The 15558-nt window shown below is 66.0% G+C and carries 16 protein-coding genes; 6 read left to right on the top strand and 10 right to left on the bottom strand.

All coding sequences use genetic code 11. The annotated features are described in order from the left end of the window. Positions 1-53: 53 nt before the first annotated feature. The 4 genes from G559_RS0118555 to G559_RS0118540 all read right to left on the bottom strand — a co-directional run bounded on the left by G559_RS0118555 (position 54) and on the right by G559_RS0118540 (position 3979). Positions 54-515, bottom strand: coding sequence for a PAS domain-containing protein (locus tag G559_RS0118555; protein WP_028629684.1), 462 nt, complete (start codon positions 513-515; stop codon positions 54-56). 3 nt (positions 516-518) lie between these two features. Further along, positions 519-1526 (bottom strand): response regulator, encoded by a 1008-nt coding sequence (locus G559_RS0118550; RefSeq protein ID WP_028629683.1) that lies wholly within the window; start codon positions 1524-1526, stop codon positions 519-521. A 120-nt stretch (positions 1527-1646) separates the two neighbouring features. Beyond that, positions 1647-2873: a TIGR03862 family flavoprotein gene (locus tag G559_RS0118545; protein WP_028629682.1), complete on the bottom strand. Its 1227-nt coding sequence runs from the start codon at positions 2871-2873 to the stop codon at positions 1647-1649. Positions 2874-3055: 182 nt separating this feature from the next. After that, on the bottom strand, positions 3056-3979 hold the full coding sequence (locus G559_RS0118540; RefSeq protein WP_028629681.1) for a histone deacetylase family protein: 924 nt from the start codon (positions 3977-3979) through the stop codon (positions 3056-3058). A 70-nt stretch (positions 3980-4049) separates the two neighbouring features. Here G559_RS0118540 and G559_RS0118535 point away from each other — a divergent pair, with 70 nt between their 5' ends. The 4 genes from G559_RS0118535 to G559_RS0118520 are packed head-to-tail and all read left to right on the top strand — an operon-like array spanning position 4050 to position 7717. Next, the gene (locus G559_RS0118535) at positions 4050-4610 is read left to right on the top strand and encodes a GNAT family N-acetyltransferase (protein ID WP_028629680.1); all 561 of its coding nucleotides are present in this window, start codon (positions 4050-4052) and stop codon (positions 4608-4610) included. Continuing rightward, positions 4607-6211 (top strand): nitroreductase family protein, encoded by a 1605-nt coding sequence (locus tag G559_RS0118530; RefSeq protein ID WP_028629679.1) that lies wholly within the window; start codon positions 4607-4609, stop codon positions 6209-6211. Before G559_RS0118535 ends, G559_RS0118530 begins: the two co-directional genes overlap by 4 nt. Positions 6212-6242: 31 nt before the next feature. Next, the gene (gene tesB / locus G559_RS0118525) at positions 6243-7112 is read left to right on the top strand and encodes an acyl-CoA thioesterase II (RefSeq protein WP_028629678.1); all 870 of its coding nucleotides are present in this window, start codon (positions 6243-6245) and stop codon (positions 7110-7112) included. Continuing rightward, positions 7109-7717, top strand: coding sequence for an HAD family hydrolase (locus G559_RS0118520; RefSeq protein ID WP_028629677.1), 609 nt, complete (start codon positions 7109-7111; stop codon positions 7715-7717). The genes tesB and G559_RS0118520 overlap by 4 nt, the downstream gene beginning before the upstream one ends. 169 nt (positions 7718-7886) lie before the next feature. Here the strand turns inward: G559_RS0118520 and ypfJ are convergent, their stop codons facing one another. The 3 genes from ypfJ to G559_RS0118505 all read right to left on the bottom strand — a co-directional run bounded on the left by ypfJ (position 7887) and on the right by G559_RS0118505 (position 10176). Beyond that, positions 7887-8756: a KPN_02809 family neutral zinc metallopeptidase gene (gene ypfJ, locus G559_RS0118515; RefSeq protein WP_028629676.1), complete on the bottom strand. Its 870-nt coding sequence runs from the start codon at positions 8754-8756 to the stop codon at positions 7887-7889. Positions 8757-8825: 69 nt separating this feature from the next. Then, the gene (locus G559_RS0118510) at positions 8826-9680 is read right to left on the bottom strand and encodes a PhzF family phenazine biosynthesis protein (RefSeq protein WP_028629675.1); all 855 of its coding nucleotides are present in this window, start codon (positions 9678-9680) and stop codon (positions 8826-8828) included. Positions 9681-9741: 61 nt separating this feature from the next. After that, complete coding sequence (locus G559_RS0118505; protein ID WP_028629674.1) at positions 9742-10176, bottom strand: DUF411 domain-containing protein; 435 nt, start codon at positions 10174-10176, stop codon at positions 9742-9744. A gap of 140 nt (positions 10177-10316) precedes the next feature. Here G559_RS0118505 and G559_RS0118500 point away from each other — a divergent pair, with 140 nt between their 5' ends. After that, the gene (locus G559_RS0118500; RefSeq protein ID WP_028629673.1) at positions 10317-10703 is read left to right on the top strand and encodes a DUF4345 domain-containing protein; all 387 of its coding nucleotides are present in this window, start codon (positions 10317-10319) and stop codon (positions 10701-10703) included. A 129-nt stretch (positions 10704-10832) separates the two neighbouring features. Here G559_RS0118500 and trmA read toward each other — a convergent pair whose 3' ends face one another. Continuing rightward, complete coding sequence (trmA, locus tag G559_RS0118495; RefSeq protein ID WP_028629672.1) at positions 10833-11927, bottom strand: tRNA (uridine(54)-C5)-methyltransferase TrmA; 1095 nt, start codon at positions 11925-11927, stop codon at positions 10833-10835. Further along, positions 11927-13219 (bottom strand): NCS2 family permease, encoded by a 1293-nt coding sequence (locus G559_RS0118490; protein WP_028629671.1) that lies wholly within the window; start codon positions 13217-13219, stop codon positions 11927-11929. The genes trmA and G559_RS0118490 overlap by 1 nt, the downstream gene beginning before the upstream one ends. A 195-nt stretch (positions 13220-13414) precedes the next feature. Between G559_RS0118490 and G559_RS0118485 the strand changes: the two genes are divergently transcribed. Further along, positions 13415-13981 carry a DJ-1 family glyoxalase III gene (locus G559_RS0118485; protein ID WP_028629670.1) on the top strand — a complete coding sequence of 189 codons (567 nt, stop codon included), beginning with the start codon at positions 13415-13417 and terminating at the stop codon, positions 13979-13981. Positions 13982-14130: 149 nt separating this feature from the next. Here G559_RS0118485 and G559_RS0118480 read toward each other — a convergent pair whose 3' ends face one another. Further along, positions 14131-15339, bottom strand: coding sequence for an MFS transporter (locus G559_RS0118480; RefSeq protein WP_028629669.1), 1209 nt, complete (start codon positions 15337-15339; stop codon positions 14131-14133). Positions 15340-15558 lie beyond the last annotated feature (219 nt).

Raw genomic sequence — 15558 nt, 5'->3', positions numbered from 1 at the left:
TGCCTTGCTGATTGCCGGGGCTGCTGTGCAGCCCTTGGCCAATGAGTTCGCCCCTACAGGAGCCGTGGACGATTCGTCTCCGCCAGCTGCCGCGTCAACCGCGCCACCTCGGTCATGTCGGTGATCACCAGGCAGACCCGCTCGACTTGCCCACCGGCCGCCGCCAGGGGCAGGACCGTGAGGTTCTGGTACATGAAATCTTCCTCGCCGGTGATCGGGCGGTAATTCTCGAAGCGAATCAGGTAGGGCCGTTGTTCCCACAGGCTGAAAGCGCGGGTCCCGAGTTGCAGCACGGTGTCCACCTTGCGGCGCAACCAGCTGCGGTCGATCTCCGGGAACACGTCGAAGAGGTTCTTGCCATGCACCCGGTCGGGACCGAGGCCTGAATGGTTCTCCATGAAGCTGTTCCACACCTCGATTCGGTACTGGCGGTCCAGGACCACCACCCCGACGTCCAGGCACTGGACGATATCGAGCAGCCAGTGGAGTTCCTTGAAGTCGATCTGTGCCGGCATGGGTCAGTCCATCAGGTAGTGGATCTTCTGGGTCAGGCGCGCGATGGAGGTTTCGGTGAAGAGCAGCAGCAGGTCGAAGTGCAGGTTGTGGTCTTCGATGGCGTAGCTGATCTCCACCGCCAGCGTCTTGCGCCAGCGCCGGTTATTGAGCTGGAACAGTCGTTCGATGGAGCTGTGCTGGCCGAGCAGTTGCGGGTGGCCCTGGGAGAAACGCACATCGATCTGCTCGGCGATGCCGGCCAGGCAGGCGCCAATCAGGATGCTCGCCAGGTCCAGCAGCATCTCTGCCTCATCGGCATCGCCCTGGGGCTGCCAGCCGAGCAGGCGCGCCACCTCGGCGCTCTCGGCGTCGTGGAACAGCAGCAGCGCCTCGCCGGCGATGGATTCGCCGATAAAGCCCTGGCACACCGCCGACAACCGCTCGCCGCGCTGGGCGTCGGCCAGGGCCATGTGCAGTTCGCTGACTTCGAAGAGGTTGACGTTGGGCACCGGTAGTTGCACGAACACGCCGAGCACCCGCGCCAGCAAGGCAGCGGCGCGGCCCATGGCGACGTTGCTGACTTCGCGCAGGGCGTCGCGGAAATTCACCCGCAGGTCCGGGTCGATGCGGCCGGGGACGCCGATGACCGGACTGGTGGACGGCGCCGGGCGCAGCAATCCGAGACGGATCAGGGTTTCGCGCAGTTCGTCGGGGTCGGCTGGCTTGCGGATAAAGGCGAGCGCCCCCAGCTCCTGGACACGGCGCTGGGCCTCTTCCTGGACATCGCCGGACACCACCACCACGCGGGCCTTCAGGCCTTCGGTGCGGATTCGGCTGAGGACCTGGTAGCCGTCCATCACCGGCATGGTCAGGTCCAGCAGGACCACGTGACCGTGGCCCTGGCGGATGGCATCAAGGGCTTCTTCGCCGTTGCCGGCCTGTGTGATATGCACCGGCCAGTCCAGCGGCAGCGCGCGGATCAACTGCTTGCGCGCCATCATCGAGTCGTCGCAGACGAGGAGGGGAATCACCTTGGGGGCACCGCATGGAAAAAGCTGGGCTCTGGGCAAGCATAGACGCTGGCCGCGTGCCAGCGGACACCTCGCGGCCAGCTTCCGATCAGATGTGATTTCTGGCGAGCTGCCGGTCGGTCAGCTTGTCGTGAGCCAGCGCAGTACGCCCTGTCCGGCGACGCGGCCGCTGGCGAAACAGGCGGTGAGCAGGTAGCCGCCCGTGGGGGCTTCCCAGTCGAGCATCTCGCCGGCGCAGAACACCCCCGGCAATTGCTTGAGCATCAAACCTTCGTCCATGGCCTCGAAGGGCACGCCACCGGCCGAGCTGATGGCTTCGTCCAGCGGTCGCGCCCGCACCAGGGTCAGCGGCAGGTTTTTGAGGGTGTCCGCCAGGCGGGCGGTATCAAGGAAGTCGTCCTTGGCCGACAACTCCCGCAAAAGGCCGGCGCGGGCGCCGTCGATGCCCAACTGGCTGTGCAGGTGTTTGGCCATGGAGCGTGACCCGCGTGGTCGGGCCAGGGCCTTGGTGATCTTCTCCACGCTCTGGTTGGGCAGCAGGTCGAGGTACAGGGTGGCGCTGCCGGTGGTAGTGATGCGCTCGCGGATGGTGGCGGACAGGGCGTAGATCAGGCTGCCTTCGACACCGGTGCTGGTGAGCACGAACTCGCCTTGTCGCGGTGCCGTGTCGTCCAGCCGAATGGTGACCGACTTGATCGGCGCACCGGCGAACTTCTCTTGCAGCAGAGGGCTCCAGCCAGGCACTTCGAAGCCGCAGTTGCTCGATTGCAGCGGCGCGATGTGGACGCCGCGCGTTTCCAGCAGCGGAACCCAGGCGCCATCCGAGCCCAACCGCGCCCAGCTGCCGCCGCCGAGCGCCAGAAGGCAGGCATCGGCTTGCACACGGGTTTCGCCGCTTGGTGTGGCAATGCGCAGGGCGCCCTGGTCATCCCAGCCCAGCCAGCGGTGACGGTTGTGGATAACCACGCCTTGCTCACGCAGGCGCTTGAGCCAGGCGCGCAGCAAGGGCGCCGCCTTCATGTCAGTGGGGAAGACCCGGCCCGAGCTGCCGACGAAGGTGTCGATGCCGAGATCGTGAATCCATGCCCGCAGCTCCTCGGCGCCGAAGTCCTGTAACAGCGCGGCGACCTGATCGCGGCGTGCGCCGTAGCGGCCGAGAAAGGGTCCCTTCGCTTCCGAGTGAGTGATGTTCATCCCGCCCACGCCGGCCAGCAGGAACTTGCGACCGACCGAGGGCATGGCATCGAACAACTCCACCCGAGCGCCGCCCTGGGCCAGGACTTCGGCGGCCATCAGGCCAGCGGGGCCACCGCCGATGACGGCGACGAAGGGGGAGGAGTCGTTCATGGGGATAACAATGCAGGAGTGGGGAAGAGGCGCATTCTACTGCACCAGAGGGCAGGCCTGCGGCCTGCTTGGCGATTGAAATCGCCCCTACAGCAAAGCCCCGGACTGGGCACCAATCACCTTCGTAGGATGGGTAGAGCTGGCGAAACCCATCAATCCAACGGCATGGGCATCGCTCTAATTCACTGCCCCAGTCCCATCTCCCGCCAGACCCGATCCGCGCTGTGATGGAGGATGCCGTGACGGCGGGCGAGGGCGGCACGGTCCTTGTCGTAGCCGCCGCCAATCACACCCACCACAGGAATGTCCCGACCCAGGCAATGGCGGATCACCCGCTCGTCGCGATCGGCGAGGCCGGCGTCGGTGAGCTGGAGGTAGCCCAGGGCATCGTCCTTGTGCACGTCCACGCCGGCGTCGTAGAGCACGATGTCTGGCTGATACAGGGGCAGCAGGTAGTTGAGTGCGTCGTCCACCACGTGCAGGTAGTCGGCGTCTCCCATGCCCATGGGCAGGGGGATGTCCCAGTCACTTTCGGCCTTGCGCGCGGGGAAGTTCTTCTCGCAATGCAGCGATACGGTGATGGCTTCCGGCGTATCGGCCAGCAACCGGGCGGTGCCGTCGCCCTGGTGCACGTCGCAGTCGAAGATCAGCACCCGTTGCGCCTTGCCTGTTTCCAGCAGGTAGCGGCTGATCACCGCCAGGTCGTTGAAGATGCAGAAGCCCGCCGCGTGGTCGAAGTGCGCGTGGTGGGTGCCGCCGGCCAGGTGGCAGGCCAAGCCGTGCTTCAAGGCCAGGTCGGCGGTCAGCAGCGAGCCGCCTACCGCGCGCACGGTGCGTCGGGCCAAGGGTTCGCTCCAGGGCAGGCCGAGGCGGCGCTGCTCCTCGCGGCCCAGCTCGCCGCTGAGGAAGCGCTGGATGTAGTCCGGACAGTGGGCCAGGGCGAGCACCTCGGGCGGGCACATGTCCGGTCGATGCAAGCGCGCGTCGGTGGTCAGGCCGCAGTCCAGCAAATGCGCGTAGAGCAGGCGGAACTTCTCCATCGGGAAGCGGTGCTCCGCCGGAAACGGCGGGCTGTAGTCATCGTGGTAGACCAGCGGCAGGAACATCGATCGGCACTCGGGGCGGTACGCAGGGCAGTATTATGGGGCCTTCGAGCCAGGTTCAAGAGTAAGTCCCATGTCCCCGATCGAACTGCTTACCCCGCGCCTGCATCTGCGTGACTGGCGCGACGACGACCTGCCAGCCTTTGCCGAACTGAATGCCGATGTCGAGGTGATGCGCCACTTCCCCGCCTGCCTGAGCCGGGAGGAAAGCGATGCCCTGGCGGCGCGCATCCGTGCCCACTTCCGTGACCACGGCTTTGGCCAGTGGATCGTCACGCACCGCTCGGACGGTGCTTTCGTCGGTGTGCTCGGCCTGCAGAACGTGAACTTCGAGGCCCACTTCACGCCCGCGGTGGAAATCGGCTGGCGACTGATGCCGAGCTATTGGGGACAGGGCCTGGCCAGCGAAGCGGCGCAGGCCGCCCTGGCCTTTGCCTTCGAGCCGCTGCAACTGGTCGAAGTGGTGGCCTTTACCGTGCCGACCAACCTGCGTTCCCAGGCGGTGATGGCGCGTATCGGCATGCAGCGCGACGCGGACGGGGACTTCGACCATCCGCGCCTGCCCGACGGCGATCCGCTGCGACCCCATTGGCTTTACCGACTGGGCCGCGCCGAATGGGAGGCGCTGCGATGAGCGACGCCGTGCGCGCTTACCACGAACTCAGCAAGCACCGTCCGGAGCGCTTCGCCCCCGGCCCCGGCCAACTGGACTGGGCGACCCAGCCGGCACCTTTCCGTCGTTATGCCGGGGCGCGCCTGCTGGAGCTCTGGCACCGGCCGCTGGAAGAGACGCCACCCTACGACGCGGTGTTCGCGGCCCCGGTCGGTCGGCCGGCGCCGCTCGATCGGGAAAGCCTGTCCCAACTGCTCTATGACAGTCTGGCGATTTCCGCGTGGAAGGAAGCTGGTGCCAGCAAGTGGGCCCTGCGAGTCAATCCGTCCTCGGGCAACCTGCACCCCACCGAGGCCTACCTGCTGCTGCCGCCGGGGGCGGTGGAGGAGGGCGGCTTGCTCGCGCACTACGCGCCGGATGCCCACGCCCTTGAGGTGCGCGCTGAACTGCCGGCACCCCTGGCTGCGCCGCTGGCCGCGTCGCTACCGCCGGGTGGCTTCCTGCTCGGCCTGGCCAGCATTCCCTGGCGGGAGGCCTGGAAATACGGTGAGCGCGCCTACCGTTATTGCCAGCACGACCTGGGCCATGCCTTGGCGGCCCTGGCCATCGCCGCCAGCGCGCTGGGCTGGCAGGTGCGCGTCATGGGCGGGGTTGCCGAAGAAACACTGGACTCGCTGCTGGGGCTGGACCGCCCCGGCTTCGTCGAGCGCGAATTTGCCGATGTGCTGCTGTGGATAGGCCCGGCCCAGGCTGTGGCGTTTGCTCTGGATCAATCGCTGTTGGCGGGGATGGCAGCCCTGGAAATGCAAGGTGCGCCCAATCGGCTGTCCCGCGAGCAGCGCCATTGGCCGGAACTGGAGCGCATCCACGGCCTGTGCCGCGCACCGCGCCTGCCGCTGGCGGACTGGCGCGCCCCGATTGCCAGTGTCACTGTGGATAACCCCGGCCTGCCTTTGCGGCCGTTGCTGCATCGTCGGCGCAGCGCCCAGTCGATGGATGGCCGCAGCGGCATTCATGCCGACCTGCTGCTGGCCTGGTTGCGCCGCCTCATGCCGGAAAATTCGCCCGTCCCCTTCGCCAGTCTCGGCGCGCCCCGGGTAGATCTGCTGCTTTTCGTCCACCGCGTCCAGGGCCTGGCGCCCGGCCTCTATTGGCTGGCCCGTGGCGCTGTATCCGAAGGCGAGCTGGCCAGCGGTTTGCGCGAGGACTTCCTCTGGCAGCGCGCCAGCGACGAGCTGCCGTTGTACCGCCTGCTGGAGGGCGACGCCCGTGGCCTGGCGGGATTCCTCTCTTGCGGTCAGGACATCGCCGCCGACGGCTGCGTTGCCCTGGCGATGCTCGCGCGCTTCGACGACGCCCTGGAGCAGGGCGCCTGGCACTACCCGCGGCTGTACTGGGAATGCGGCCAGATTGGCCAATTGCTTTACCTGGAAGCCGAGGCCGCCGGGATATCGGGCACCGGTATCGGCTGCTACTTCGACGATTCGGTACATGAATTGCTGGAAATGGCCGACAGTCGCTGGCAAAGCCTTTACCATTTCACCATCGGTCGCGCGCTGTGGGACGAGCGCCTGACGACGCTTCCGGCCTACCCCGAACTACGACGACCGCCCCGGCCATGACCGGGGCGGCAGCCTTGCAGAGGAGATCCCCATGACCCAGGTGCTCGACGAGCTGGTCGCGCTGCTGAGCCTCGAATCCATCGAAGAAAACCTGTTCCGTGGCGTCAGCCAGGACCTCGGTTTCCGCCAACTGTTCGGCGGCCAGGTGCTGGGCCAGTCCCTCTCCGCCGCCAGCCAGACGGTGGAGCCCGAGCGCCATGTGCATTCGCTCCACGGTTACTTCCTGCGTCCGGGCGATGCCACCTTGCCGGTGGTGTATTCGGTCGAGCGCGTCCGCGACGGTGGCAGTTTCAGCACCCGTCGGGTCACCGCCATCCAGAAGGGCCAGCAGATATTCACCTGCAGTGCGTCCTTCCAGCAGGACGAGGAAGGTTTCGAGCACCAGTTGCCCATGCCCCAGGTGCCGGGGCCGGAGAGCTTGCCCAGTGAGCTGGAAATCGCCCGGCAGAACGCCCATCTGCTTTCCGAGCGGGTGCGCGACAAGTTCCTCTGCGCCAAGCCCATCGAGATTCGTCCGGTCACTGCCGACAACCCCTACGACCCCAAGCCGGGCGAGCCGATCAAGCACCTCTGGTTCCGCGCCGATGGCAGCCTGCCGGACATCCGCGCGATCCATAAATACATCCTGGCCTACGCTTCGGACTTCGGTCTGCTGACTACTTCCATGCTCCCCCATGGCGTGTCGGTGTGGCAGAAGTTCATGCAGGTGGCCAGCCTTGACCACGCCCTGTGGTTCCACCGCGACCTGCGTGCGGACGACTGGCTGCTGTATTCCATGGACAGCCCCTGGGCCGGCAATGCCCGCGGCTTCTCCCGTGGCAGCATCTTCAACCGCTCCGGCCAATTGGTGGCCTCGGTGGCCCAGGAGGGCCTGACCCGCCTGCGCGAGGATTGGAAGTGACGCTTGCGGGTACCGATCTTGGGCGATACCGCCACTGGGTGTTCGACATGGACGGCACCCTGACCATCGCCGTGCATGATTTCGCCGCCATTCGCGTGGCCCTGGACATCCCGCCGGAGGATGACATCCTCCACCATCTGGCGGCCTTGCCCGAAGATGAAGCCGCCGCCAAGCACGCCTGGCTGCTGGAACACGAACGGGAGCTGGCGCTGAATGCGAACCCTGCTGACGGCGCCCTCGAACTGGTGCGTGAGCTTCACCGGCGCGGCTACCAGCTCGGCATCCTCACCCGCAACGCCCACGAACTGGCGCTGCTGACCCTGGAGGCCATCGGCCTGGGCGACTGCTTCGCCACCGATGACATCCTGGGGCGCGGCGAAGCCCCGCCCAAACCCCACCCCGGCGGCCTGCTGCACCTGGCCGAACGCTGGCAGGTCGACCCTCGTGAACTGGTGATGGTGGGTGACTACCGCTTCGACCTCGATTGCGGCCGCGCCGCTGGCGCCGGCACCGTGCTGGTGAACCTGCCGGAGAACCCCTGGCCGGAGCTGGCGGACTGGTTCGCGCGCGATTGTGGGGAGTTGCTGGGGATGGTGAGGGGCTGAGTGAATCAGCCGTTATCCACGGTGGGATGACTCATGCAGAAGACAAAGCTTGTCGTGGTCAGAGTTGTCCGAGCTCGGCTGAACCTGGCACTCCGCCGCCGGCGCGAGTCACCCCTCTCCCCCAGGGAGAGGGGACGGGGGTGAGGGATGCATCATCCCGCTCGTCCCGTCAGAGCCGCGCCGTCGAAAAGGTATCGCACCGTCCCACTTCGCCCTTATCGAAGCCCATCTTGAACCAGCGCACCCGCTGCTCCGACGTCCCGTGGGTGAAGGAGTCCGGCACCACCTGGCCGCGGGCCTGGCGTTGCAGGCGGTCGTCGCCGATGGCGTTGGCGGCGTTGAGGGCTTCTTCCAGATCGCCAGGTTCCAGCCAGTTCAGGCGCTTCTGTGCGTGGAAGGCCCAGACACCGGCCAGGCAGTCGGCCTGGAGTTCCTGGCGTACCAGCAGGCCGTTGTCGCCCTCCACCCGTTCTCCGCGTTGGCGGGCGGCGTTGACCTTGGCGGAAACGCCCAGCAGGGTCTGCACGTGGTGGCCCACTTCATGGGCGATCACATAGGCCTGGGCGAAGTCGCCAGCGGCCTGGAAACGGCTGGCCATTTCCTCGAAGAAGTCCAGGTCCAGGTAGACCTTGCGGTCTCCCGGGCAATAGAAGGGGCCGACCGCCGACGAGGCGAAGCCGCAGGCCGATTGCACGCCACCGTTGAACAGCACCAGGGTCGGGTCCTGATACTGGCGGCCGGCGGCCTGGAAGATGGCGCGCCAGGTGTCTTCGGTGTCGCCGAGGATGGCGCTGACGAACTCGCGCTCTTCCGGCGTACCACTGGGCATGGCTGATTGCTGTTGGGGATTGACCGAGGCGTTCTGCTGGGTGATCTGGCCGAGGATCTGCAGCGGGTCCTCGCCCATCAACAGCGCCACCACGACCACGATCGCTATACCGCCCAGGCCCAATCCCTTGCCACCGCCCAGGCGCATGCCGCTCCCCGCGCCTCCGGCGTCTTGTACGTTGTCGCTGCGACGCGCACGTTGCCAGCGCATGACCACTCTCCATTCGAAAGGCGAGTTAATCAGTGTTGACGCTGGAGGCGGGCACCGCCAGCCCGGTCGTCAGCCCAGCTCGGCCGGGGCCGGCAACAGGCGGGCATGGGCCAGCAGTTGAACCTCACCGCCCACCAGCACATTTCCGGCTGTGGTCACGCATACATCAAGCCGGCTCGGGCGGCCGAGGAAGCGGCCCTGGGCCAGGGCGAACGGCTGGTCGGCGCGCTCCAGCCCCTGTGCCACGCGCCAGGCGGCCACCGGCCCGGCAGCGCTGCCAGTAGCGATGTCCTCGACCACGCCCAGCGGGTCCCAGGTGCGACCTTCGCGGGCGTCCACGTTCATCAGGAAGACGAAGGCGGCGCCGATGCCGGCCAGGGCGTCATCCAGCAGCTCGCGCTGTTTCGCCGCCTCCAGGCCGGCAGCGGTTACTGGCAACAGCAGGTAGGGTAGGCCGGTGCTGACCACCTGGGCCGGGTAGCGGCCGTCACGCTCGCTACCAAAGGCGGCGGCGAAGGCATCGGCGGCGGAGTCGTCCAGCACCTGGCCGAACGCGGCGGCGCCCTGGTCCATTTCTGCGTAAAAGCCCTTACCCTGACGGCGGGTGGCGATACGCACCTGCTTCTCCGGCAGCTGGAGCAGCCAGTTGGCGTCTGACTTGCCGCCATGCAGGTGATGCAGCAGGGCAGCGGCGCCCAGGATCGGATGGCCGGCGAAGGGTAGTTCCTCTTCCACGGTGAACACGCGGGCGGAGAAGGCGTTCGGGGCCTCCAGCGGCGCCAGGAAGATCGACTCGAACTGCCGCAGCTCGCGGGTCAGTTCCTGCATGGCGGTGGGGGAGAGCCCGCTGCAATCGGGGAAGACCGCCAGGCCGTTGCCAGCCAGTACCCGTTCAGCAAACACATCGACTTGCCAGTATTCCATTTCAGGCTCCAGGGAAAAGAAAACGGCCGCTTCAAGCGGCCGTCCGAGGGGATGCTCGGGTTCAGCGGGCAGGATACTCGCTGAGCACGCTCAGCTTGCCACCCTGGGCAACGCCGATCACCTGGTAGGCGTCCTGCCGGTCGCCCATTTCCATGCCGGGGGAACCCACCGGCATGCCCGGTACGGCAGCGCCCAGCAGGTCGGGGCGCTCGCGCAGCTTGAGTACATCGCTGGCCGGCACATGGCCTTCGACGAATTTACCGTCCACCACGCCGGTGTGGCAGGAGCCGAGCTGGTAGGGCACGCCGACGCGCATCTTCACCGCGGCCATGTCGCTTTCCTCGTGGTCGCGGACCTGGATGCCGTTGTCCCGCAGATGACTGATCCAGGCCTTGCAGCAGCCACAGTTCGGGTCACGGTAGACGTCCATGGTGATGGGCTCGGCAGCCTGGGCGATGCCGGCCAGCAGGGTGGTGAGCAGGAGGAGGGAACGCATGGGGGCTCCTTGCGGCCAGGCAGGCCGGAAACAAAGAAAAGTAGGATAGCGCTGCACCTTTCCAGGCCCAAGCAAAGCTCTGTATCAGACTATTCCCGAGCGGCCTATGCTTTTTCCTGACCTCGTTGTGAGACCAGACGATGCTCTTCACCCGCATCCTGCTGGGCCTGCAGGCCCTCATTCTTGCTGGCTTCGGGCTGGCGTACTTCATCCGCCCGGAAGAAATGGCCAGCCTCAGCGGCATGCTGCTGATGGACCCTTCGGCGGTGACCGATGTGCGTGCTTACTACGGCTGTCTGCAGTTGGGCATCGCGGCCTTCCTGCTGCTGGCCCAACTGCGCCTGCAACTGGCGCGGGCAGCGCTGGACCTGCTGGTGCTGATCTATGTCGCCCTCGCCTTGGGGCGGATCAGTGGCCTCTGGCTGGACGGCAGTCTGGGGCAGACCTTCAACCTCTACGCGCTGCTGTTCGAGGTGGTGTCGGCGGGGATGGCCTTTGCCGCGTTACGCAAGCTGGATGGGGCCTAGGCTTCCCAGCCCTCGTAGGATGGGTTGAGCCTGCGAAACCGATCAACCGTGGCTGCATGGGTTTCGTGCCTCAACCCATCCTACGGTTCTGTAGTCAGGGGGGGACGTTTCATCGAGCCACCACCGAACTCAGCGCCGCTCCAGCAGCACGCCCGATTCCATGTGGTGCGTGTAGGGGAACTGATCGAACAGGGCGCAGCGCACCACCTTGTGGGTATCGCTCAACTGCTGGATGTTCGCCGCCAGCGTCTCCGGATTGCAGGAGATATAGAGGATGCGGTCGAAGCGGCGGGTCAGTTCGCAGGTGTCCGGGTCCATGCCGGCGCGGGGCGGGTCGACGAAGACGCTGCCGAACTCATAGCGCTTGAGGTCGATACCCGCCAGGCGGCGGAATGGGCGCACTTCGTTCAGCGCTTCGGTCAGTTCCTCCGCGGACAGGCGCACCAGGGTGACGTTATCCACAGCGTTATCGGCCAGGTTGGCCAGGGCGGCATTCACCGAGGTCTTGCTGATCTCGGTGGCCAGCACCTTGCGCACGCGGGTAGCCAGCGGCAGCGTGAAGTTGCCGTTGCCGCAATAGAGCTCGAGCAGGTCGTCCTGGCGATCGCCCAGCACGTCGAAGGCCCAGCCCAGCATCTTCTGGTTCACCTCGCCATTGGGCTGGGTGAAGGCCCCCTCCGGCTGGCGATAGCGGAACACCTGGCCAGAAACGGTCAGTGCTTCCTCGACATAGTCGCGGCCGATGACGATGCGCTTGCCCTTGGAACGACCTACCAGGCTCACACCCAGTTCGGCGGCCAGCGTCGCGGCTTCGGCCTGCCAGGCGTCGTCCAGCGGGCGGTGGTAGCAGAGCGTGATCAGCGCATCGCCGGCCAGGGTGGTCAGGAACTCCACCTGGAACAGCTTGAAGGACAGCACCTTGCTCGCTTGCCAGCCGGCTTTCAGGCGCGGCATCAGTTCGTTGATGCGGCGGCTGGCGATGGGGAAGTCTTCGATCATCACCGGGGTGAACTTGTCGCCGGCTTCGAACATCGCGTAGTGGCGGTTTTCGCTGCCGGTCTCGCGCCACAGGCGGAATTCCGCGCGCAGGCGATAGTGCTCACGGGGGGATTCGAAGACGTCCGGTTCCGGGGCATCGAAGGGCGCCAGCAGCGCCTTCAGGCGCTGCGTCTTCTCGGCAAGCTGGGCGGCGTAGGCCGCCGGGTCGAACTGGGGACGACTCATCAGTGGAAGAAACCCATCTTGATAACAAAGAGCACCGCGAGGATCACCAGCGCCGGGCTCAGCTCTTTATAGCGGCCGGCGAGGGTCTTGATCGCGGCCCAGGCGATGAAACCGAAGGCGATGCCATCGGCAATGGAATAGGTGAACGGCATGGCCAGGGTGGTGATCAGCACGGGAGCGGCAGTGGTCAGGTCGCTCCAATCTATCTCGGCCAGGCCCGAGGCCATCAGCACGGCAACGAAGAACAGTGCCGGCGCGGTGGCGAAGGCCGGCACGCTACCCGCCAGCGGCGAGAGGAACAGCGCCAGCAGGAACAGTACGGCCACCACCAGCGCGGTGAGGCCGGTACGGCCACCGGCGCTGACGCCCGCGGCGGACTCGATATAGCTGGTGGTGGTGGAGGTACCCAGCAGGGAACCACCCATGGCGGCGGTGGAGTCGGCGATCAGGGCACGGCCCATCTTCGGCATGTAGCCATCGGCGCGCATCAGGCCAGCCTTCTTCGCCACGGCGATCAGGGTGCCGGAGTTGTCGAACAGGTCGACGAAGAGGAAGGCGAAAATCACGCTCACCAGGCCGATTTCCAGCGCCCCCTTGATGTCCAGCTGGAGGAAGGTGGGGGCCAGCGACGGCGGCATGGAGAAGATGCCAGCGAACTGGGAGACGCCCAGCGCGATGCCGGCGATGGTCACCAGGAGGATGCCGATGAGCACGGCGCCGGTCACCTTGCGGGCTTCCAGGGCGACGATCAGGAAAAAGCCGAGCACGGCGAGGATCGGCTCGGGCTTGGTCAGGTCACCGACGGTCAGCATGGTCACCGGGTGGGCGGCAACGATGCCGGCCTTCTGCAGGGCGATCAACCCGAGGAACAGGCCGATGCCGGCGGCGATGGCCGAGCGCAGTTCCAGCGGGATGCTGTTGATGATCCACTCACGGATCTTGAACACCGAAAGCACGAAGAACATGCAGGCGGAGAGGAACACGGCGCCCAGGGCCACCTGCCAGGTGTGACCCATCTGCAGGACCACGGTGTAGGTAAAGAAGGCGTTCAGGCCCATGCCGGGGGCCAGGGCGATGGGGTAGTTGGCGATCAGCGCCATGGTGGCCGAGCCGATAGCGGCTGCAAGGCAGGTGGCGACGAAGATCGCACCCTTGTCCATGCCGGTCTCGCCGAGGATGGCCGGGTTGACGAAGAGGATGTAGGCCATCGTCAGGAAGGTCGTCAGACCGGCCAGGACCTCGGTGCGCACATTGGTATCGTGCGCCTTGAGTTGGAACAGCTTTTCCAGCATGTGTGGGCTCCCCGTGACGCACTGCGTCGTTGTCATTCAGCTGGCGAAAAGCAAAGCACAAATGCACGGCGCACGCGGGCGCCATGGACTTTTCTCTGCCAGTCTGAAAAAAGGCGCGCATCATACCAGCTCGCCCCGGAGCGGTGAATTTATGACCGGACGGACAGCTTCGGTTTCCAGGAAAAGGAGAACACCATGCATACCCAACCTCATCTCCAGGCCCTGATCGCCGTTGCCGAAGGCGTTGAAGACCTGGAAACCGTGACCCTGATCGACGTGCTGCGGCGCGCCGACATCAAGACCGTGGTGGCCAGCATCGAAACCCGCCGGATGATCACACTGGCCCGCGGCACTCGCCTGACCGCCGACACCATGCTGCTGGACGTGCTGGCCCAGGAATACGACCTGATCGTCCTGCCCGGTGGCATGCCCGGCGCCCAGCGCCTGGGCGAGCACGAGCCGCTGGCCGAGAAGGTCCGCCAGCAGGCCAAGGCCGGCCGTTTCTTCGCTGCCATCTGCGCCTCCCCGGCTATGGCCCTGCAGCCCTACGGCGTGCTGCGCCAGCGCCGCATGACCTGCTACCCGACCTTCAGCGACCGGCTGTCCGGTTGCGCCTTCGTCGACCAGCCGGTGGTGGTCGACGGCAACTGCATCACCGCCCAAGGGCCGGGCTCTGCCCTGGCCTTCGCGCTGACCCTGGTGGAACAGCTGTGCGGCAAGGCCAAGCGCAACGAAATCGCCAAGGCGATGCTGGTGGAGTGACGGGAGAGTTGCAGGGGCTTGTCCTGTAGGAGCGAATTCATTCGCCAAGGGCGGCAAAACCGCTCCCCAGGGTTATGCAGGGCAGCCCTTCGGCCTGCTTGGCGAATAAATTCGCCCCTACAATTGGCTCATCCCCACGAAAAGCAGGCTCAGTGCAGCTTGTCCCGCTTGGCCAGGCTCGGGAACAGTTTCATCCACAGGCCGGTCACGATCAGCGTGCCGACACCGCCCATGACCACCGCCGGCACGGTGCCGAACCAGGCGGCGGTGACGCCGGACTCGAACTCACCCAACTGGTTGGAAGCGCCGATGAACAGCCCATTCACCGCACTGACGCGGCCACGCATCTCGTCCGGGGTGTGCAGCTGCACGAAGGCACCGCGGATCACCATGCTGATCATGTCCGCCGCGCCGAGCACGGCCAGCACCGCCAGGGAGAACCAGAAGGAGGTGGACAGGCCGAAGGCGATGGTCGCCACGCCGAACACCCCCACCGAGGTGAACATGATTCGCCCGACATTGCGCTCGATGGGGAAGCGCGCCAGCCAGAAGGACATCAGCAATGCGCCGACCGCCGGAGCCGAGCGCAACAGGCCCAGGCCCCAGGGGCCGGTGAGCAGGATGTCCTTGGCGAACACCGGGAGCAGGGCGGTGGCGCCACCCAGCAGCACAGCGAAGAGGTCCAGGGAGATCGCGCCGAGGATGTCCGGCCGGCTGCGGATGAAGCGGATGCCCGCCAGCAGGTTCTCCAGGTTGGCCGGCGCCTTGTTGGCCTGCTGCTGGCTGCTCGAAAGGCCCAGCATCAGGACGCAGGCGGCGATGTAGAGAACCGCCGTCGGGCCGTAGACCCACAGGCTGCCGAAGGCGTAGAGCAGGCCGCCGAGGGCCGGCGCGACGATGGTGGCTGCCTGCATCGCTGACGCAGAGGCGGCAACGGCGCGGGGGAACAGTTCCTTGGGCACCACATTGGGTAACAGTGCCTGGGTAGCCGGCATCTCGAAGGCGCGCGCGGCTCCGAGAACGAAGGCCATCAGGAAGATCAGCTCGCGGCTGGCGCTATCAGTGGCGCTGGCGAACACCAGCGCCCCAGCCACCAGGGCCTGCAGCACCTGGCAAAGGGCGGCAACGCGGCGGCGGTCGAAGCGGTCGGCCACATGCCCGGTATGCAGCATGAACATCACCCGTGGCAGGAACTCCACCAGGCCGACCAGGCCCAGGTCGAGCACGCTGCCGGTGAGTTCGTAGATATGCCAGCCGATGGCGACTGTGATCATCTGGAAACCGCTTGCCGTGCAGACGCGGGCGAACCAGAAAGCCAGGAAGGGACGATGGTGGCGTAGGAGGAGGGCCTGAGACATATCCGGAAAAAGCTTAGGCTGCTAACGGTGGCGCAGCCTAGCACGACGGCGGAAACATGCGGTTGCATTTGCCGAAGAGAGCGTTCGATCAGCGCCTGCTCCTCGGAAATTTCTGACCAAAGAGACAGATTTCCCCTTTGTGTCTGTCAGTGATTTCGTTAGAATTTGACTTTAAAGTCAGGTTTATCCCTCCGACTACTCTCATATCTACGGCCCTTC

The sequence above is a fragment of the Metapseudomonas resinovorans DSM 21078 genome (assembly GCF_000423545.1).
GTDB lineage: Bacteria > Pseudomonadota > Gammaproteobacteria > Pseudomonadales > Pseudomonadaceae > Metapseudomonas > Metapseudomonas resinovorans.
The sequence above is the reverse complement of the archived record's forward strand: the minus strand, read 5'-3'. Positions and strand labels throughout refer to the sequence as shown.